Source organism: Streptomyces sp. WI03-4A (assembly GCF_033792105.1).
GTDB lineage: Bacteria > Actinomycetota > Actinomycetes > Streptomycetales > Streptomycetaceae > Streptomyces > Streptomyces collinus_A.
Map to the genome: position 1 here is coordinate 36485 of NZ_JARAUO010000002.1, position 18615 is coordinate 55099.

Here is an 18615-nt window from a genome sequence, read left to right on the forward strand (position 1 = left end):
CCCTTCTCGTCGCCACCCCCGCCTACGCAGCCCCCACCATCTCTCCTCTCCGTCTCTCCCGTTGGTCGGCGTGCCACTCGCGGCGGCCCTGCGATCGATTGAGGGGGTCGTCGACACGGTCGCGTTCGCCGTTCTTTCGCTCATCCCCACGCAGGCCGTTTTCCGCTCATCCCCAGCTAGTAGGCCAAGCCTTCACGCGAAGCGCTCCGGAGGTAAGAGATCCCCGGGGCGCTTCGCGGCCTTCCATCACGGCCCGCACGGCGCGGTGGCCAGACGGACCAGCGGTTTGCGTCACCAGGAGGCGTCACGTGTCGCGAGGCAAAGTGCGGCGGCCGTGACACAGTGTCATAGTCGATCACACAGAGTCCCGCAGAGGAGCCGTGCCGTGTCGAATATTCCTGACAGCCTCATGTTCACCGCGAACCACACATGGGTCCGCGACGAGGGCGGGTTCGTGACAGTCGGCCTGACTGACTACATCGTGCAGGATCTCTCGGACGTCGTGCACGTAAAGGTGCCCGAGGAGGGCAGCACCGTCCGGGTCGGGGAGACCATCTGCGTCGTGGAGTCGACCGAGGCTACCCACGAGGTCTACTCCCCGTTCAGCGGTGAGGTAATCGGGGCGAACGTAAGCCTCGAAGCTTATGCCGACTGGGTGAATCATTCCCCCTACGACCAAGGATGGCTGTTCAGAATCAAGCCGATGGATGGTGCCCCCACCCTCAACCTCCTCGCCGCCGCCGAATACGAGAGACTGGTCGGCTGACCACCCTGCCGCACAGCACCCGCCGCCCGACGCATCAGGTGCCAGCGTCCTCTCCGTTGAGGCCGTCCACGAGCGCGGCGAGCCGGTCGACGTCGGCAGCGCCGCGACGTCCTCCAGCTCCATCCAGTCGCCAGCTGGCCCGTGGCGTCCAGCAACTCCGCCAAGTCCCCAGGGCGACGCTATCCGCCGACCCGCTTTCCTTCGGGCCTGCTCCGGCAGGCTGAGCCAGCGGCCCCGGCCTCGGGCTGCGCCCGCTGCACGATCCGGACGCCGCGGAGGCCCTCGGTGGCACCGGCCTCGCCCTGACCTACGCCCGCCGACGTAGCCAGCCAGGGAACCCGCCCGGCGATCTTTCCGTGAACCTCAGCGGAGAGGCCCGGTGCTCTCTGTTCCCTGCACACACGGTTCCGCCGGTGGGCGGCCGACGGGACCTTCGATCGGATGTTGCGGGCCGCCCAGGCGAAGGCGGATGCGGCTGGGGCCGTCGACTGGATGGTGTCCGTCGACTCCACCATTGTGCGGGCCCACCAGCATGCCGCCGGGGCCCGAAAAGGGGGCTCCGCACCGGACGGTCGAGGGGCGGCCTGACCAGCAAGATTCACCTTGCCTGCGACGGCCTGGGCCGCCCGCTCGGCTTCACGATCACCGGCGGCAACACCAACGACTGCACCCAGTTCACCGCCGTCATGCATGCCATCCACGTGCCCCGGCTCGGTCCCGGCCGGCCCCGCACTCGCCCCTAGCACGTCATCGGTGACAAGGGCTACAGCTCCAAGGCGATCCGCACCTGGCTGCGTGAGCGGAGCATCGCCACACCATTCCCGAGCGGGCCGACCAGATCCGCAACCGGCTCCGCCGCGGCCGCGGGACGGCGCTTCCGGAGAAGCGGAAGGCCCGAGGCAGGTGTCACGGGCACACCCGCCCAACTGACAGTCCGGGCAGAAAGGCCGCCCGTTCATCACGGGTGAGATCGCGGCCGACATTCCGGCAGACGGTGCGAATAGCCACATCAGGCTCCGGGAGGCTCGTGTCCCACAGACGTACGGTGCGATCGTCACTGGCGGAGGCCAGGGTGCGGCCGTCCCGACTGAACACCACTGACCACACTGGACCCGTGTGGCCTGCGAACGTGGCGCGGACCTGGCCCGTGCCCACATCCCACAACCGCACCCTTTGATCGTTGCTTCCGGTGGCGAGGGTGCGCCCGTCAGGACTGAACGCCGCCGAATGCACGGGGCCGGTGTGGCCCGTGAGCGTGGTGCGGGTTCTGGCGGTGGCAACGTCCCACAAGCGGGCGTTCTGGTCCTCGCTCCCCGTGGCAAGGGTGTGGCCGTCAGGACTGAAAGCCACCGCGTCCACCGCGTTCGTATGACCGGTCAACGTGGCGCGGGGCCTGCCTGTGACCACGTCCCAAAACTGCACGGTGGTGTCACCGATGGCAGTGGCAAGAGTTCGTCCGTTTGGGCTGAACGCGACCGAGTTCACGGGGAAGCCAGCCCCTTGGGTGACGGTGATCGGAGTGCGGACCTTGCGGGTGGCAACGTCCCACAGTTGCACGGTGTTGCCGTCGGTGCCGGCGGCGAGAGTGCTTCCGTCCGGACTGAATGCGACCGAATACACGGCCCCGCCGTTCCCGGGGAGGGTGCTGCGGAGCCTCCTTGAGGCAACGTCCCACAGCCTCACCGTTTGATCATCGCTACCGGCGGCGAGCAGGCGCCCGTCCGGACTGAACGCCACTGAATACACGTTCCCGGTATTTCCGGGAAGGGTGCTGCGGGCCTTGCCTGAGGCCATGTCCCACAACCGCACCGTATGGTCGCCGCTGCCGGTGGCGAGCAGGCGCCCGTCGGGAGTAACCGCGACGGCTGCGACCGCATCCGTATGACCGGTGATGATCTTGCGGGCCTTACCGCTGAGCAGGTTCCACAACCGGACGGTCTTATCGTCACTACCAGTGGCAAGCGTGCGCCCATCAGGGCTGAACGCCACCGCTTCCACCGCGCCCTTGTGACCAGCGAGGACGCCGCGGGTTGTGCCGGTGGTCACGTCCCACAGCATTGTGGTCTGGTCCTGGCTTCCGGTGGCGAGGGTGTGCCCGTCAGGACTGAACGCGAGCGCCCAAGCCGCAGCTGTATGGCCGGACAGGGTTATACGGGTACCGCGGGTGGCCACGTCCCACAACCGCACGGTGGTGTCGGCGCTGCCGGTGGCAAGCGTGCGCCCGTCCGGACTGAACTTGGCGGACCAGACTGCACCGGTGTGGCCTCTAAGGACGGTCAGCGCCTGATGAGTGGCCGCATCCCACAACCGAGCCGTGTTGTCGGCGCTGCCGGTGGCAAGCGTGCGCCCGTCCGGACTGAAGGCCACCGAGTACACCAAGTCGCTGTGGCCGCGCAGGATGGCACGGGGCTTACCGGTGGCAACGTCCCACAGTCGGACGGTCTTGTCGTCGCTACCGGTGGCGAGCGTGCGCCCGTCAGGGCCGAACGCCACAGAGTTCAGTGTGCCTGTGTGCCCGCGGAGAACTCTGCGAGTCCGTCCCGTCGCCACATCCCACAGGCGGGCCGTGCCATCCGCGCTGCCTGTGGCAAGCGTGCGGCCGTCCGGGGAGAAGGCGACCGACCACACCTCGTCGGTGTGCCCTCTTAGAACGATTCGGGTTCTGCCAGCGGAGACGCCCCACAAGCGAGCCGTACCGTCCGTGCTGCCGGTGGCGAGCGTGCGCCCGCCCGGGCTGAACGCGACTGAGTACACCTCTCGCGTGTGATCCATGAGAGTCCGGTGCAGCGGCAGCGCCGCAGCGTCTTGCAGACTCGCAAAGGCTTCGGGTGTGGGGCTGGTGCGGTAGGCCTGGACGGCCAACAGGGACGCCAGGTCCGGATTGGTCTGGATCAGCTGACCGGACTTCGCCGCGATCTGCCGGGACCCGTCTGCCTGTTGCTCGGCCCTGGCCGTCCGCCATTGCCACATGGCTACCCCTGCCGCGATCAGCGCGAGGGCCAGCACAGAAGCCAGGACCGCGTTGAGGCGTCTGCTGCGTCGGAGGACCTCCTGTTGACGTTGCCGGCTCGCGGTCAGATAGGAAGTGATCTCCTCCGGCAAATGGCGTTTTTGCGCCCAATCGAGGCCTTCGACGAGTGCTGTCCCGGTGAGCAGGTCGCCGGGGTCAGACGTCTCGGCCCAGCGGGCTCGCGCGGCGCGGGCTTGTTCCAGCCACCCCTGGAAGCAGTGGTCCTGACGGACCCACTCGCGCAGGCTGCCCCAGTCGCGGATGAGTGCGTCGTGAATCAGTTCTGCCACCGGTTGCGCCGAGGAGGTGTCGGCGTCCTGTGGCGCATCCGGTGTGTACGTGATGACAATGCGGTGGGCGGTCAGGGCGGCGAGGACCTCACCGAAGTCGCCGTCATCCCCTGGCACAGTGCCGGGATCAGCCGCCAAGTCCCGCAGTTCTCGCAAGGGGACCTGGGCGCGCACCGCGGGAGTGTGGTGAACAGGGTCCGCAGGCCTCACCAAGGCGGTCAGAATGCGCCGTGCGATAGGACGTTGATGTGGCGGGAGCTGGACCAGGGCGGTATCCGCCCACGTGGTGAGGCTGCCCGTCACTCCGCCGATGCGCTGGTATGCGTCGTGGGTGAGATAACCCTCGTGGCGTCTCAGCCACAGCTGACTCAACGCCACCTCCACTAGGGGGAGCATGGTCGCCGGTGCCTGGCCGATCGTGGTCGTCTCGGGCGCGGCAGCCAGAACATCGGTGACGATGTGTCCGGGCAATCCAGGCTCGAAATGCGCTCCCGCCTCACGTATCGGCAGCGTGACGATGTCGTGTAGTTCATGCCGGTTGAGCACCGCGAGCACGTTGAGCACTCCTGGCATTGCGGCTTCCAGTAGCCGTGGGGCCACGGCGGCGAGCTGGGGGTAAAAGTCGTCGCGCATGACGAGGAGCACGCTGAGCCGATGGTGGTCGCCTAGTGCCTCGATGATCTGTTCCGTAACATCCCGACGGCAGTCCGGCGTACGGGCACTGGATTGAGTGAGCAGCTCCTCGAACTGGTCGATGACGAGCAGGAGACGCTGCCGAGTCGGATCTGCGGCGAGCATGCGGTCAACGGCCGCGGAAAGCCCATCGGTGCCGGCCCCGGATAGTCCCGCGCGCTCCCACTCGTCCAGCAGGTCCTGCCTCGGCCGAACGACAACGGGGAGCCAGTCGTCGCTCCCCGGCAGCTCCCCCGCGGCCAGTGCGGGCAGAACACCCGCCTGGATCAGCGAGGTCTTACCGGACCCGGAGGGCCCCAGCAAGAGCGTCAGCCGCTGTCCACGCGCCAGCCCCGCCAATACCTGCTGGACTGCCTCCTCCCTGCCGTAGAACCACCGGGCATGTGCGACGTCGAACGGCTCCAATCCGCGGTACGGGACCACCCCCTGCTCGGTCAATTCAGGCCGAAGCTCACGGAGCACCTGAGAGGGGATGGCGTAAGCGATGCCCTGTCCTCTCGCGTAGATATCAGGGGCGGTGATTTCAGTGAGCATGCCGATGACCAGCCCGGTCACCTCGTCGAAGACTGGCGCACCGCTGAATCCAGTGGTGAGGTCGTTGGCACCGGTCAGCTGAAGGTGCCTGCCTCGGCCAGCCGAGGCAGGCAGAAGATCAGCTACCTCTCCGACGCCCCAGTGCCCGTCTCGCGGAGCCTGGGCCGGGAAGCCGAACGATCGCACCCGATGCCCGCCGCATCCCTCCGCGGAGCCCAGTGACAACACCTGGGCACCCGGCGGCCTTCGACGCAGCCGGACGAAGGCGACATCCTCATCCTCGGGAGCACGCCATCCCTCGATGCGTCCCTCCAGTGCGTCGGCACCTTGCATGCAGGAAAAGCTCAGCAGCACTCGCTCCCCGGGCCCGGACCCGGCTGCCCGGACCACGTGCGCACACGTGACCAGGACGTCCTCGGCCACCAGAAAGCCCGCCCCCGCTACGCTCCCATCGGCCCCGAGGACCTGTGCCACCGCAGCGGGCAGGTGCGCCGGCATGCCGTCGTCCGCCACTGGCCCGGCGCTAGCCACCGTCGCCCTTCCACGGCACCGTCACCTGCAGGTGGCTGGCGGCCCTGCCCTTGGTGATCACCACACCGGCCTCCACCGCACGATGCACGCCGAACTCCACCGTGATCTCGTCAGGCTGTGCCTTGTGCAGCTGGTCGAGGTCTGCCTGGCCCGCATGTGTGATCGGCTCTAGAACGTTCCGCAGAGTGTCAGGCACCTCTCCGATGATGTTTCCAAGGCGCCCGGCCTTCACCGGACCCTCCGCACCCGGCCAGCGCCTCGACCAGGACCGACCCCCGCCTTCCAACGGAATCTGAGTGAGAGGTGTCAAGGCGCCTCCTCCGTTACTCAAGGGCGTTTGTCGGGAATCCCGGCCAGCATCCGGTACTACTGGCATATGCCGCAGCTCAGAGTGAGCCGTATGGAGGAGACACCACCCCGACCCGGCTAATAAGAGGCACGCCAGGAAGCCCGAGCCGGGGGCGTTGAAGGCGCCCCCGGCCCAGTACAGGACCTCCGAGAGAAGGGAGAAGCCCTCACGCCAAAGGAGTGGGATGAGGTGCCTGGAGACATAGAAGTCGTCGCCAGCAAGATCGTCACAAAGATCGAGCGCCGTGAACGGCTGTACACCGAAGTTCGGGACCGAGTGCGACAACAAGCACGGCACGAAGTCGACCAGCAGAGGGGCGATGACGACCGGGCCGAGTGGATCAAGAACTACGCCTGAGCCAAGGACGGGGCGGAAAAGGAGCTCGCTGATGCCACAGGCTATAGGCAGATCGTTTTCCGCGCTGAGGCAGCGGCTTGTGATGTCTACATGCAAGAGGATGCACGTCCTCTCAAGTATGGCGAGACTGCCACCGACAAGGCCCGTGAAGATGACAGGAAGAGGTACGGGCGAGCGTATCGGGCAGCTAGGGACGTGTACGTGCCCGCCTGTCGTGAGGCGCTGGCCAAGTACGGGCGTCAGTGAGGTACGCCGCGGCCTGCTGTTGCGGATCTTGCCTCCGTTCGGCGCCGGCGGCCCCACGGAGTTGCAGGTCCCTCGCGTGGCCGGCCACGGTGGCACGGCGCACCTCGCGCATGCTTGACGTCACGCACGATTCCAGTGCCGGTGACCAGCAGGTTCGCTTGAAAGGTGCAGATATAGCCCGCGGCGGTCCACCAGTTCGGGCTGGTGGACCTCCAGGCCGCAGGGGGCAACGGCGGCCAGGTGGTCGACGGCCAACTGCTGGTGGGTGTCGTCGTCCTGGGCGTCCCAATGAGCCGCCGTGCCTTGACCAGGGTTTTCCCGTCGCTGATGCCTTCTGCGCCTCGGGACGTTGGTTTGTCTCACTCGTACCGATCGACTCCATAGGACGGGTGAGACAGTCAGGAGAGCAGCCGGTTGATCGGCAGGTTGGGGGCTTGAACAGCGCTAGACGCGGGCGTCGGGGCTCCATGCATTCGGTGCATGCGCCCTGGCCCAGAACGCCCTCGATTCCTGCGTCGGAGTGTCTGCCCGTGCCGCCGAGCGACATGACTCGTTGCCAGGGCATGAAGAAGATCATTGTGCTGGGCGTGCTCACTCTCGGAGCCCTGTCCGTCGCCGCCCCTGCGCAGGCGGACGGCATCTCGAACAGCGACGCCATCATTCATGAGCTCGCCCCCTCGGGCGCGGGCCTTCCCCTCCTTTTCGGCCCACTCGACGCAATCGGTCATGGTGCCCTTGGCGGAATGGTGCCGATGGGCTGACCAGAGCGCCCAAACGCCGATCTGGCCGCAGGCGAAAGAGTCCCCTGCGGCGGGGCACCCCGTGAGGTGCCCCGCCGGGGTCGGTCGCATCTACGCATCACGGCCAGCAGTACGGCCGAAGCCTGCCGCAAAAAATCGCACGATCAGCCGCAGCTCTTAGAACCTGTGCCGCATCCTCTTTCCGCAGCTCACGGCATTGTGAGGTGCGGTCGTGATCTGGCTTGCCGTTTGATTGGGCGTCGATGGACGGGCAGCCGAACGGCAGCGGAGGGATCTTCAGGCGACGGCCGCGAGGACGGTCGGGACCGCCTCGGTGCGGCGGTGCTGCCGGGCCAGGCGGCGGGACGTCACGCTGGCCTGCACCGCCTCAGTCCGCGCCCGCGCCCGCGCCCGCGGCATCCTGCGCCAGTGCCGTGACCGGCACGCCCGGCGAGCAGAACACCGCGTCGCCTTCGCCGTCGGCATCAGCGGACCACCACACCCACGGCACGACCGCGGACCGGCATCGCGGTCGTCCGCAACCACAACCAGCCTCAGCCGGGGCGCCCTGCCCCTGCCCATATGGCAAGCCTACGAAGCGAGAGCGACCGCCGGGATTCCTCCACCGGGTAGCCGGTCAGCCTTCTCCAGCAAGGACATCAAGCTCAGGGGCCAGATCGGGCGCCATGCTGTTACTGGGTGAGATGGCGTTGCAGGTCGATGTGCCGGAACTGATACACCGCTCCGACCTGCCGCAGAACACCGCGACGTTCATGCGCGTCCTGCAGAAACACCATAAGGTCCCGCGGGATGTCACGACGCACCGTCAGGTAGGCGCGAGCCACGACGAAGTACACCCATGCTGTATCGCTGAGCCCGGCCGCGAGCCCGAAGGGTGATCCCGGCGAGCCTGCGCGCCGCCGAGCGGGCCTGCCTCACTGGCGGGCCCGCCATACAGGACGAGGCAGGGCGGGTGGCCTACAACGAGGCCCGCTGCGTCTCCAGCCGCGCTGTCAACTCGGCGGTTTCCGCCTGGCGTGGCTCCACCCGCCGGGTGCCCGGCGGGCCGCTGGGGCGCTTTGGTGTGACGGCCGGTTCCGCCGGCGGGTGTGGGGAGGTCAGCCGGTGCAGTCGGCGACGCTGCCGGGCGGGGCGCAGTTGTCCGGGCGGTTACGGCGCACCGTGGAGTCATTCAGCGTCACTGCGACGCCGCTGTTGAGGATGCCGCCGCCGCTGCCAGAGCCGCCGTTCGCGGTGTTGCGCTCCACCGTGGAGTCTTCCAGCGTCACCGTGCCCGTGCCGTTGTTGAAGATGCCGCCGCCGAAGCGTGCGGTGTTGCGCTCCACCGTGGAGTCGTCCAGCGTCACCGTGCCACCGCCGTTGTCGATGCCGCCGCCGTCGCCTTCTGCCGTGTTGCGCTCCAACGTGGAGTCGTCCAGCGTCACCACGCCGACCTCGTTGTAGATGCCGCCGCCGGCGCTTGCCGTGTTGCGCTCCACCCTGGAGTCGTTCAGCGTCACCATGCCCGAGCTGTTGAAGATGCCGCCGCCGGCGCTTGCCGTGTTGCGCTCCACCGTGGAATCGTCCAGCGTCACCGTGCCGCCGGCGTTGTTGAGGATGCCGCCGCCGAGGTTGGCCTTGCCGTTGGTGATGGTCAGCTTGTCCAGCCGCACCTGGACGGCTCCGACCGTCACGGTGGGGCCGACCTGGTTGCCGTTGAGGACCGCGCGGTTGCGGCCGAGCAGGGTCAGGTCCCTGTCGATGGTGAAGGGGCCGGTGCAGGTCCCGTTCACCAGCAGCTTCGCCCCCGGGGCGGCGGCGTTGATCGCGGGCTGCAGGGCCGCGGGGTTGGCCGTGCAGTTCACCACGGTGCCGCCCTCGTCGGCTGCCGCGGCCGGGGCCGCCCCGACCAGGCCGACCACCCCCGCCGCCACCTGTGCCCACCGCGGCCACGCCGCCCTGGCTCCTCGCATGAGCGTCCGACTTCTCCTCCTTTGTGCGCAGGGGCAGGCCCGAGGTCCTGCCTCTGCGGTCGTTCCTGGGCAAGGGCGTGAGCGCGCACGCGTGGAGCCGAGTGCCCTCGCGTGGGACCAGGGATGCCCGGCCGGGTGGGAGCCGTACCGGCGACGGCCGGTGCCTCGCCCGAACGGCGGAGACCGGTGGCCGGCTCCCCGGGACGCCCGGCTGCACCGCAGACTGTTCCCGGAGTCCCGGCTCGGCCTGGTCAATGTGGCGCTCAACCCCCGCTTCCGACAGCGCATGTCCACCTCCCCTGACTTCGCCATCGCCGACCCCACACTCTTCCGCGTTGTCGTCGAGTTCTGAGCGCGGGTCGTCCCCTCCCGAGCCGTTCGCCCCGGTGGTCGGATCCGCCATGTAGGCAAGTGGCACACCGCGCCCTCCGCGTCGGCCATGAAAATCGCTGTCCGGTTGCCGGAGCACACTGACAGACATCCAGAGTGGAATGACTCTGGAGTTCCCCGATCTGCTGCGGCTGATCAACGATCGATCGACGGCCTTCCGCGCCGTGGTCGCCGCCGCGCCCAGCCTCGACGTGCAGGTGCCGACCTGCCCCGAGTGGACGTTGTTCGATCTGGTGCAGCACCTGGGCCAGGGGCGCCGTAAGTGGGCCGCCATCGTCGCCGCAGGCCCTGCCGACGCTCCGCCGGCCAAGTCCGCATGGGGCGCCCCGGCTGCGCCTCGGGAGCGCGAGGCCCTGCTGGACTGGTGGGCCGCATCGGCGCAGCAGCTACTGGACGCACTGCGGGAGGCCGGCCCAGATCGCGGCTGCTGGACCTGGTGGGATACGTCGCAGTCGCCGCAGACCGCCGGTGGCGCCGCCCCACACCAGCTCCAGGAGATCGTGGTGCACACCTACGACGCCCAGGTCACCGCGGGCGCCCCGAAGCACTGGGATGGAACGTCCATTACTGACCGGTGTCGCGCCGCCCGCAGTTCCGAGGCTGGGGGCCGGCACCGCCGGTAGAGGCCACGGCCGCCGAGGCCCCTGCCTTTCCGAGGCCGGGACCATAGCGGCGCCAGTCACCGGGCAGCGCGCACATCCTGCCCCTCCTGCTCACCGATGACGACCTGCACCGGCGCCCCAAGCTGAGGGCACAGGACGCAGCCACCGCCGCTGCGTGGATAGCGGGCAGCGGATTCATCGATGTCCGTACCCGCAGCCCTCGGCACAGCACCGAAGCCGCGCAGACCGGCCTGGAGGCTGTGCGGACCCTCGAAGAACTGAGACCGAGCGCGGAGTTGGGCGGAGCGTACTGAACTTGTCCACACTGGCCGTCTACGGCCATGAGGATGCGGAGGTGGCCGCTGCCTACGCCGACAGGGCGATGGCCGTGGGCAAGCAAACCCGGGCGTATTGGCGGGCGTAGCGCATTGGCGGGTCGGTGATCAGCATCTGCCGGTTCTCGCTGCAGGGTTCCCAGACCATGCCAGCTTCCTCGAGACGTTCGATCTGCCAGTCCTTGATTTCGCCGTTGCGGCGGGCGGCCCGTTGGGCGTCGAGCCAGGCAGGCAGTTCCAGGAAGTGCGGGTCGGTGCCCTGGCCGGGCAGGGTGCGCGGTGGGGACATCGACACGGTGGGCGAGGTCGCTGCCGCAGGGCGGCGTCCGCTGGGTCTGGACCGCGCCCTTCGCCGAAGCGGAAGAGATGGCCCTGACCGGCCTGATCACCCATGCCGTGACCATCAGCGCCCTGTTCAGAGCACGCCAAAGCGGCCTCACCGGCTGGGCCAACGTTGACGCCAGCCGTTGCGCGCTGCATCTCGTGGTGGATGATCACCCCATAGGCTCGATGCAACCGGATGTGACGTGGCCGTTCACCGACGCTGCGGCCACGGAACTCGGCATCGATCTGCGCGCTGTGTGGGCCAGGGCCCCCGCACCGACATCCGACTGGCGATCGCTCTCGCCGGCCGGGATCCCGACGTGCACGAGGAACGCGGCCACGCCCTGCGGGCCGACTACCTTCGCCTCCTGGCCCTCGGCCTCCCCCCGGGCCGGGCAGAGCCGATCCTCGGTATCAGCGGTGCAGGGGCCTGGCAGGGAGACGATCCGACGTTCGCGGCCGCATGCGACGCGGTCAGCGCCGCCTCACCCCCATACGGGGCCAGCAGGGTCATCCGGCTGACTCCCCAGCGCGTGGCCCGTTTCCTCGAGGAACTGAGCAAGCCGGGCACCACCGTCATCGCGGCCGCCGCCGCCATCGGCGTGAGCAGCGCGGCAGTCTACCAACGGCGCGGCCGGGACGCGGAGTTCGCGCGCGCCTGGCAGTACCTCCTCCGCCTTCGCGGCGTCCCAGGCCCGCGCCATGTCGTCCTCCTTGCGGCCACAGGCGAAATCGCCGGATCTTCAGGAGGCGCGTTGGCGACTCCGGCGTGTCAATGCCCCTCACTGAAGACCGGACAGCTTCGCATAATTCTTCGACTCGCCGCTGGATGAAAGGGGGGTCATCGACAGGCATACATCTCAGCCTTCGAGCAAATCGGTCACGTATTCGCGAAGCGTCGATGGCAGTTCCTCGAGCCGAATCTCGCACAATGGTGAGAGGTGGTCACGTGTCACATGACCGGTCGACATGAGCTCGAGGATGGCGTGGAGGTCGGCCTCCAGCACCGCCGTCTCCTTCTCGCATACCGCAGCCGCCGACAGCAGCGTCGCCAAAGCTGAAACCTGGGCCGGTGAGTAGGCGCTCAACCGGTCGGTCACTTCCTCGGCCGTGCGTTCACGCACGGCCGCTTCAGCATCCAGCACGTCACGTACCATGTGGACGAACTCGTGGGATTCCATTGTTTGCAACCTAGGATCAGTAGGGCAGCGGATATTGGGTTGGCCAGGGTATATGGGTGCTGTTGGCCGCACCGGAATTGTAGTTCGGACTCTTCGGGTTGTGAACTTGCCGGTGATACAAGTTGCCCGCAGCGTCCTGATATTTTCCACCGATCGAAATGCGGTAGACATCCCCTTTCGCCGCGTTGGAGCCCGCCGGTGCGGTACCGTCCTTGTCATGCACCCGGAGTCGAACGGTGTTCCCGGTCTCAGGGTCTATCCATTTGTATTCAACGCCCTTTTGCGCACCCCCATTAGGGTCGGGTTTGAGGACGCGCGTCTCTGCGCCTTCAGGCACAACGTCGAGCGGATTATGATTCCTCAGGTCCCAGCCCCCGTCCTTGACACGAGGCGGGCAGGGGGTCAGACCCATGGGATCGACCCACGCGTGCGGGTTGGGTACGTATGCGACGGGATTCGGCGAAGGCTCCAACCCGAGCGGAAGTAGTTGTAGTGGAGGCCGGTTTCCGGGTCGTAGTACTGGCCCGGGAAGCGCAGGGGTGTGTATGTGGTGCTGTTGGCCGCCCATGCCGTTGTTCCCCAGAGCGTGCTGCGGGTGTGCCAGGCGATGTCGCCGTGTTCGTCGATGAGTTCGCTCGGGGTGCCGACGAGGTCGGTGACGATGGCGAAGAAGCGGGAGTCGATCTCCTGCTGGGGTGCGTCGGCTGCGGTGATGCGTTCCGTCTGGGTCAGGGGTTGCAGGCCCTGGTGGTCCCAGGTGAGGGTGACCGGGTTGGGGAGGTCGGCGGAGGTGGTGGTCTGTTCGCAGAGGGTGGTGTCGTCCCAGGTGAAGTCCACCCGTTCCAGCACCGTTTCGGCGTCGGCTGCCAGGCGGAGTTTCGCCGTGCGGCGGCCCAGGGGGTCGTAGGTGTAGCGCCAGCGGGTGCCGTCCGGGGTCACGACCGAGGTGAGGCGGTCCTCGGTGTCCCATGTGTAGCGCCAGGTGTCCGGCTTGCGGGACAGCCGGGTTTTCTGACGCAGGATGATGCGGCCGAGGGCGTCGTGCTCGTAGCGGACGTTGCCGGCGCGGGCGATGCGGGTGCCCGTGTACTGGCGGGTTCCGGTGGCCTCCTGGCCCGGGTGGGCCGAGGGCCAGGACGCCTGGATCTGGTTGCCTGCCTCGTCGTAGGCGTACCGTTCCGTCCAGCCGGCTGCGTGGACCGCCGTCACCCTGCCTGTCGCGTCCAGGTCGAATCGGCGGCTGCCGGAGAGGTGGTCCTCGATGCCGATGACGTTTCCGTCGGCTCGGTAGCTGAAGGCCCGGTGCTGCACCGTGCGGCCCGCGGCGCCGGTCACCGACTGGGTCGTCAGACGGCCCAGCGCGTCGAAGGTGTGCTCCAGGGCGATCGTGCCGCCGATGTGGCGGGTCAGTTCGCGGCCGGCGGCGTCGTAGGAGAAGTCGATGGCGCGGCCTGAGGCCACCATGCCGGTGCGTCGGCCTGCCGCGTCGTAGGACCACGTCGTCTCGGCCCCGGTCGGCGTCGTTCGGCTGGTGCGGCGGCCCAGAGCGTCGTAGGTGTACGTCAACGCGCGGCCGTCGACCGTCTCCGAGCGCAGGCGGCCGTGGCGGTCGCGCAGGAGGGTCAGGGTAGTACCGTCCGGTCCCGTCGCCCGGGCGAGTTGGTCGGTGAGGTCGTAGGCGTAGGTCGTCACCTGCCCGGCCGCGTCTTTGCGCAGTACCTGGCCGAGTTCGTTGCGGTCGAAGGAGACCACCTCGCCGAGCGCGTTCCGCCGCGCGAGCAGGCGGCCGGCGGGATCGTAGTTGTACGTCAGGGCTCGGTCGTCGAAGTCCCTCTCGCTCGCCAGACGGCCGGCAGGGTCGTACTCGTACGTCCACGTCAGACCCTGCGGGTTCGTCACTCTCGTCAGGCGCAGTTCGGTGTCGTGGCCGAACTCGTAGCGCGCCCCGTCCGGGCCCGTGCGGGCCGCCAGCAGATCGAAGTGGGTGTATTCGAAGCGGGAGACGCCACCGAGCGCGTCCGTGTGGCTGGTGCAGTTGCCCTCGCCGTCGTACGTCCACGTCTCCGCCGTACCGTCCGGCGCGGTACGTCGGATCAGGCGGCCCTCGACGGACCAGTCCAGCAGCGTTGTGGCGCCTGTCGGATTCGTGATCGTGGTCGGGCGTCCGAAGGCGTCCCGTTCGTAGCGGGTGACCGCGCCCAGCGGGTCCGTCACCCGCACCGGCAGGCCCGCGCGGTCGCAGACGACCGTCGTCGTGCTGCCCAGCGGGTTTGTGACCGATGCCAGATGACCGGCGCCGGTGTAGGTGAAGTGGGTCGTCCGGCCCGAGGGGTCCGTCACCGAGGTGCGGTTGCCCCGCTCGTCGTAGGTCTGGCGGACAACTGTGCCGTCCGGGTTCACCACCTTCACGGGCAGGCCCGCTTCACCGTGCATCGCTCGTACCTCGCGGCCGTCCGGACGGACCACCCGCATGAGGTTGCCGGCCTCGTCGTACTCGAACGTCGTCGTGTGGCCCAGCGGGTCTGTCTGGGACAGCAGGCGGTTGTAGCGGTCGCGGACGTAACCAGTTGTGGCACCGAGGGCGTCCGTCTCGGCGATCACCTGGCAGCGGCGGTTGATCAGGTATCGGGTGTCGTGGCCGTAGGAGTCGGTGATGGTCGTGGTGTGCTCGCCGGTGTCCGGGTCGACTGGCCCGTAGGTGAAGGTGGAGCGCAGGTGGCCGGCGGCACCGGACTGGTGGATGCAGCGGTCCTCGTCGTCGTAGACGTACGTGAAGTGGCTGTCGTTGGTGTCGGTCCAGGAGGTAATGCGGCCCTGGCTGTCGTAGCCGAAGCGGGTCGGACGGCCACAGGAGTTGGTCGTCTCGGTGAGGTGGCCGTCGGTGTAGCCGTAGCGGACCAGTTCCTGGTCGCCGCCCTCCGCAGCCGCACCGGCCAGGTGCAAGGCGGTGACCCGGCCCTGCGACGTCGAGATGTGCAGCCGGTAGCCGCCGCTGTGGATCACCGAACGAGGTGTGCCGTCGGCGTCGTACTCGAAAGTGATCCAGTTGCCGTTGCGATCGTCGAGCTGTTCCAGCAACGCCAGCGCGTCGGAGCGGTCGGCGAAGTGCCGTACCTGGCGCGAATCCGGGTCGGTGACGGTGTACCCGTCGTCCACCCTGTCCAGCGGCCAGCGCGGACCGTGGCTTGGCAGCGTCGGGACGCCCGGTGCCGGGTGCGGGTAGGCGAGGGTCAGGCCGTCCTCGCCGACGAAGACCACGCCCTGGGCGTCGATCTCCAGGCGCTGGTCGAGCGTGGAGGACCAGGCTGGTCCGAACCAGCCGCCGAGGCGGTACGAGGACTCGAACTGCCGCTTGAGCAGCAGCGGCAGCTGGGCCGGGAGCGAGACGTCGGTTACCGGCAGCACCATCCGGCCGGTCGCGACGTCGACGGGGTCCTTCTCACAGACCTTCTCCAGCGGCCGGCGTGAGACGTCCTCCGCGCCCTCTTCCACGGCGTTCCGGGCGGTCTTGCGCAGTCCCTGCTCCGCGACTCCTTCCGCTCCTTCCTTCACCGCGAGCCGCAGTCCGCCGCGGGCGAGGCCGGCGCCCTTGGTGCCGACCAGTTCGGGGATGAGGCGGCCGACGAATTCCGAGGGGTCCTTCTTGAAGCCGTCGACGGCGGCCTGGACGACCCGCTCGGGGTGGGAGGCGGTGGAGACCAGGCCGGCCAGCGTCATGTTGACGTTCTGAATGTAGGCGGCCGGATGGGTCAGGTTGTACGGGTCCATGGGGTTCAGGCCACGGGCGAAGTTCAGCAGGCCGGCCGTGCCCTTGAGCGCGCCGCCGACCACGTGGGTGAGTTCGGTGTTGACGGCCTGGTAGCCGTCCGTGAGGTCGTTGCCCAGGCGCTGAAGCGGCGGCGGCTCGGCGGGGGCGTGCGCGAGGGCCGCCTTCACCTTTCCCTGGGCCTCGGAGGCGGCGGTGTTGCGCTGCTTGCGGGCCTCGGCGAGCTTCTGGACGGCGGCCTTGACGTCGGCCTTGCCCGCCTCCATGTCCTGCTTCGGCTCCGGTCCCGGGTCGTCACCCGCACGGGCCTTGGCGTCGTAGGCCTGGGCCTTGATCCGGTAGTCGTCGGCCGCGGCCTTGGCCGCCTGCACGCCCTTCTTGTAGAGCTCGACGGCCTCCTTGGCCTGGGCTTGCGCCCACTTCACGGTGCCCGCGTACGCCTCCAGCGCCCCCGCGGCCGTGTCACAGGCCTCGGCGGCCTGCGCCCACTTGGTGGGGTGCACGCCGAACTTCTCCCGGAACGCGTCGCCGCCCTGGCCCTGCCAGCCGGAGGAGTCGACCTTCTTCAGCCCCGTGCTCACCTTGTCGAAGGCGCCGTGGAAGTCCCTCAGGTGCTTGGCGCTCTCCCGGATCCTGTCCGGGTGGCCGTGGACGAGCTCGTCCGGCTCCTCGGTCTGGCCGAGCTGCTGCTCGCCCGGGGTGGCGCCCAGGTCGGAGGCGACCTCGTCGCCCCAGTCCTCCACATTGTCGGCCCAGTCGTGCAGACCGGCGTGGTCCAGCGCGCCGCCCAGCTTGTCGGTGCCGTAGTCGACGGCCTCGCCGAGCTTCTTCTTGCCCTCGTCATAGAGGTGTTCGCCGTAACCGAGGGCGCTGTTGAGGCCGTCGCCTATGTCTCCGAGGACGCCCATCAGCCTTCACTCCCCTGCTGCCCGGCGGCCTTGGCGCGGGCCTCGGGAGAGGGCCCGAAGGTGTCGTCCAGGTACTGGTTGTACTCCTGGTCCGAGACACCGAACGCGCTGTGCAGGTTCTCGGGGTTGACACCCATGGGCCCGAGGGTGTGCGAGGTCATCACGTCCCGGCCCGCGTCCTTCCACGCCTGCCCGCTGTTGGCCATCGCCTGGTCGAAGGACTCCTTGCTGTAGTCCACGTTCCCGCCGTAGACCCCGGACGTGGCGATGTCGCCCCAGCCCATCTTCTCCACGTCCTCCTCGGAGGCGTACGGATTGCCGACGGCCGAGTTGGCGACCACCTTGAAGGAACCCTCCACGTAGTGCTCGGTCTCGTAGTACGTGCCCGCCGACAACCCCGTCTTCACAGCGAACCCGTTGCCCTCGGCGACCAGCGACCGCACCCCCCACTCCCAGCGCTCGCAGAACGACTTGAAGTCACCCGTCAGCCCCTCATGGCCGAGTTCGAGGCCCGACAGCGCGATGTCGGAGAAGCCGCGCCCGGCCCCCGCCTCACCCACCATGCCGAGTTCCTTCAGCTCACCCAGGGCCTCGGTCAGGCCCTTCGCGACCAGTGCGAGCCCGTCCGCCTTCAGGTCCTTGCCACCGTCGCTCATGCCTCGTCCCCCGCCTCGAAGTCCAGCGCCGCCTCGTCGGGCACGATGCCCCGCACCGGCGGGAACACCATCCCGTCCGGCCCGTCCGCACAGTCCAGCGCCACCCCGCACGGCACCCCCGCGGCCGGCACCGCCACATCCAGCAGCCGCGCCCCGAGCACCGTCTGATACGTCCACTCCCGCGCGAAGGCGCCCCGCTCCCGGGCGTAACGGGCGAGCGCCCGCTCGTCCGAGAACGCCAAGATGAAGCGGATACCGCTCAAGTCGGCAGTCAGCAGGCCGCGTTCGTTGTCCGGTCCGGGGCCGTCACCAAGGGGAACCAGGACTGGGGTACGACGGAACTCGCCGAGCAGCGCCGCGAAATCCCGCCTGTGCGCCGCCACTTCGGGATTATCGAGTGCAGCGCTGTGCACTCGCTCCAGAGCGGTCGGCTGTTCTCCCAGCTGCGCATCCTGATCGCGCTGCTCATGCGAAGACGTCGTCGGCTCGACAGCGACCGGCGCGTCCGTCATGTCCGCGTAGTCCGCGAGTCGCGACCGTGGAACGCCTTGCGGCCCATCGACCGCACCCCCGTGCTCAGACATGCAGCACATCATCACAACTGCACACCGCACGCCGCAAACTCCTGGCGGAAACAAGCGTCACACCAGACGCGCTACACGCGTCAACCGACTGTGACAACTCCCCCACCCCTCCTACACCCAGCGGGCGCCACCGGTTGGCGGGTGGAGAGGCAGTAGTCGTCAGTGGTGAAGTCGTCCGCCAAACGCAGCACGGGAGCCGGGGCGGTGCGCGTGCGGGCCAAGGCCCAGGGGATGACGGTACCGGTGTGGCGGTCGACCTGGCGGCAGGCGCGCTCGCGGTTGGGGAAGGGGCGGCGATGAGCCATGACGCCGCAGTCTGGCAGAGGAAGGCGGCACCCCCTGTCACGTCGTCAACCCGCTGACACAGCGCCGTCTGTGAC

General features: G+C 68.5%; 12 protein-coding genes and 3 pseudogenes. 6 read left to right on the forward strand and 9 right to left on the reverse strand.

The genetic code is table 11. The features are described 5' to 3' along the window. Window positions 1-385 precede the first annotated feature (385 nt). Window positions 386-766: a glycine cleavage system H protein gene (locus PV343_RS03075; RefSeq protein WP_319145201.1), complete on the forward strand. Its 381-nt coding sequence runs from the start codon at window positions 386-388 to the stop codon at window positions 764-766. Window positions 767-1135: 369 nt separating this feature from the next. Beyond that, window positions 1136-1646: pseudogene (locus PV343_RS03080) on the forward strand (IS5 family transposase); the annotation flags it as partial. A gap of 26 nt (window positions 1647-1672) precedes the next feature. Here the strand turns inward: PV343_RS03080 and PV343_RS03085 are convergent. Both PV343_RS03085 and PV343_RS03090 read right to left on the reverse strand, forming a co-directional pair. After that, the gene (locus tag PV343_RS03085; protein ID WP_319145202.1) at window positions 1673-5806 is read right to left on the reverse strand and encodes a trypsin-like peptidase domain-containing protein; all 4134 of its coding nucleotides are present in this window, start codon (window positions 5804-5806) and stop codon (window positions 1673-1675) included. 10 nt (window positions 5807-5816) lie between these two features. Continuing rightward, window positions 5817-6020, reverse strand: coding sequence for a CU044_2847 family protein (locus tag PV343_RS03090; protein ID WP_319145203.1), 204 nt, complete (start codon window positions 6018-6020; stop codon window positions 5817-5819). Window positions 6021-6362: 342 nt separating this feature from the next. Here PV343_RS03090 and PV343_RS03095 point away from each other — a divergent pair, with 342 nt between their 5' ends. Both PV343_RS03095 and PV343_RS03100 read left to right on the forward strand, forming a co-directional pair. Beyond that, complete coding sequence (locus PV343_RS03095) at window positions 6363-6530, forward strand: hypothetical protein (RefSeq protein WP_319145204.1); 168 nt, start codon at window positions 6363-6365, stop codon at window positions 6528-6530. Between the two features lie 809 nt (window positions 6531-7339). Next, on the forward strand, window positions 7340-7537 hold the full coding sequence (locus PV343_RS03100) for a hypothetical protein (RefSeq protein WP_319145205.1): 198 nt from the start codon (window positions 7340-7342) through the stop codon (window positions 7535-7537). Window positions 7538-8208: 671 nt separating this feature from the next. Here PV343_RS03100 and PV343_RS03105 read toward each other — a convergent pair. Both PV343_RS03105 and PV343_RS03110 read right to left on the reverse strand, forming a co-directional pair. Next, on the reverse strand, window positions 8209-8373 hold the full coding sequence (locus PV343_RS03105; RefSeq protein ID WP_319145206.1) for a hypothetical protein: 165 nt from the start codon (window positions 8371-8373) through the stop codon (window positions 8209-8211). Between the two features lie 261 nt (window positions 8374-8634). Beyond that, complete coding sequence (locus tag PV343_RS03110) at window positions 8635-9489, reverse strand: hypothetical protein (RefSeq protein ID WP_319145207.1); 855 nt, start codon at window positions 9487-9489, stop codon at window positions 8635-8637. Between the two features lie 160 nt (window positions 9490-9649). On the opposite strand from PV343_RS03110, the gene PV343_RS03115 reads away from it, so the two are divergent. Together PV343_RS03115 and PV343_RS03120 are read left to right on the forward strand one after the other, a co-directional pair. Next, the gene (locus tag PV343_RS03115) at window positions 9650-9841 is read left to right on the forward strand and encodes a hypothetical protein (protein WP_319145208.1); all 192 of its coding nucleotides are present in this window, start codon (window positions 9650-9652) and stop codon (window positions 9839-9841) included. 139 nt (window positions 9842-9980) lie between these two features. Further along, window positions 9981-10424 (forward strand): annotated as a pseudogene (locus PV343_RS03120) (maleylpyruvate isomerase N-terminal domain-containing protein); the annotation flags it as partial. Between the two features lie 423 nt (window positions 10425-10847). Here the strand turns inward: PV343_RS03120 and PV343_RS03125 are convergent. The 5 genes and pseudogenes from PV343_RS03125 to PV343_RS03150 form a co-directional block, all read right to left on the reverse strand. Beyond that, the gene (locus tag PV343_RS03125) at window positions 10848-11105 is read right to left on the reverse strand and encodes a helicase associated domain-containing protein (protein WP_319145209.1); all 258 of its coding nucleotides are present in this window, start codon (window positions 11103-11105) and stop codon (window positions 10848-10850) included. A gap of 895 nt (window positions 11106-12000) precedes the next feature. After that, on the reverse strand, window positions 12001-12321 hold the full coding sequence (locus PV343_RS03130) for a hypothetical protein (protein WP_319145210.1): 321 nt from the start codon (window positions 12319-12321) through the stop codon (window positions 12001-12003). A gap of 16 nt (window positions 12322-12337) precedes the next feature. Further along, window positions 12338-16995: pseudogene (locus tag PV343_RS03140) on the reverse strand (putative T7SS-secreted protein). Continuing rightward, window positions 16995-17651 (reverse strand): hypothetical protein, encoded by a 657-nt coding sequence (locus PV343_RS03145; protein WP_319145213.1) that lies wholly within the window; start codon window positions 17649-17651, stop codon window positions 16995-16997. The pseudogene PV343_RS03140 and the gene PV343_RS03145 overlap by 1 nt, the downstream one beginning before the upstream one ends. Continuing rightward, window positions 17648-18235 carry a hypothetical protein gene (locus tag PV343_RS03150; protein ID WP_319145214.1) on the reverse strand — a complete coding sequence of 196 codons (588 nt, stop codon included), beginning with the start codon at window positions 18233-18235 and terminating at the stop codon, window positions 17648-17650. The genes PV343_RS03145 and PV343_RS03150 overlap by 4 nt, the downstream gene beginning before the upstream one ends. Between the last annotated feature and the right edge of the window lie 380 nt (window positions 18236-18615).

What these genes read in the sequence shown, in the direction of transcription:
- PV343_RS03150 (WP_319145214.1), bottom strand. Translation starts at nt 18,235, where the DNA reads ATGTCTGAGCACGGGGGTGCGGTCGATGGGCCGCAAGGCGTTCCACGG.
- PV343_RS03125 (WP_319145209.1), bottom strand. Translation starts at nt 11,105, where the DNA reads ATGTCCCCACCGCGCACCCTGCCCGGCCAGGGCACCGACCCGCACTTC.
- PV343_RS03145 (WP_319145213.1), bottom strand. Translation starts at nt 17,651, where the DNA reads ATGAGCGACGGTGGCAAGGACCTGAAGGCGGACGGGCTCGCACTGGTC.
- PV343_RS03110 (WP_319145207.1), bottom strand. Translation starts at nt 9,489, where the DNA reads ATGCGAGGAGCCAGGGCGGCGTGGCCGCGGTGGGCACAGGTGGCGGCG.
- PV343_RS03130 (WP_319145210.1), bottom strand. Translation starts at nt 12,321, where the DNA reads ATGGAATCCCACGAGTTCGTCCACATGGTACGTGACGTGCTGGATGCT.
- PV343_RS03100 (WP_319145205.1), top strand. Translation starts at nt 7,340, where the DNA reads ATGAAGAAGATCATTGTGCTGGGCGTGCTCACTCTCGGAGCCCTGTCC.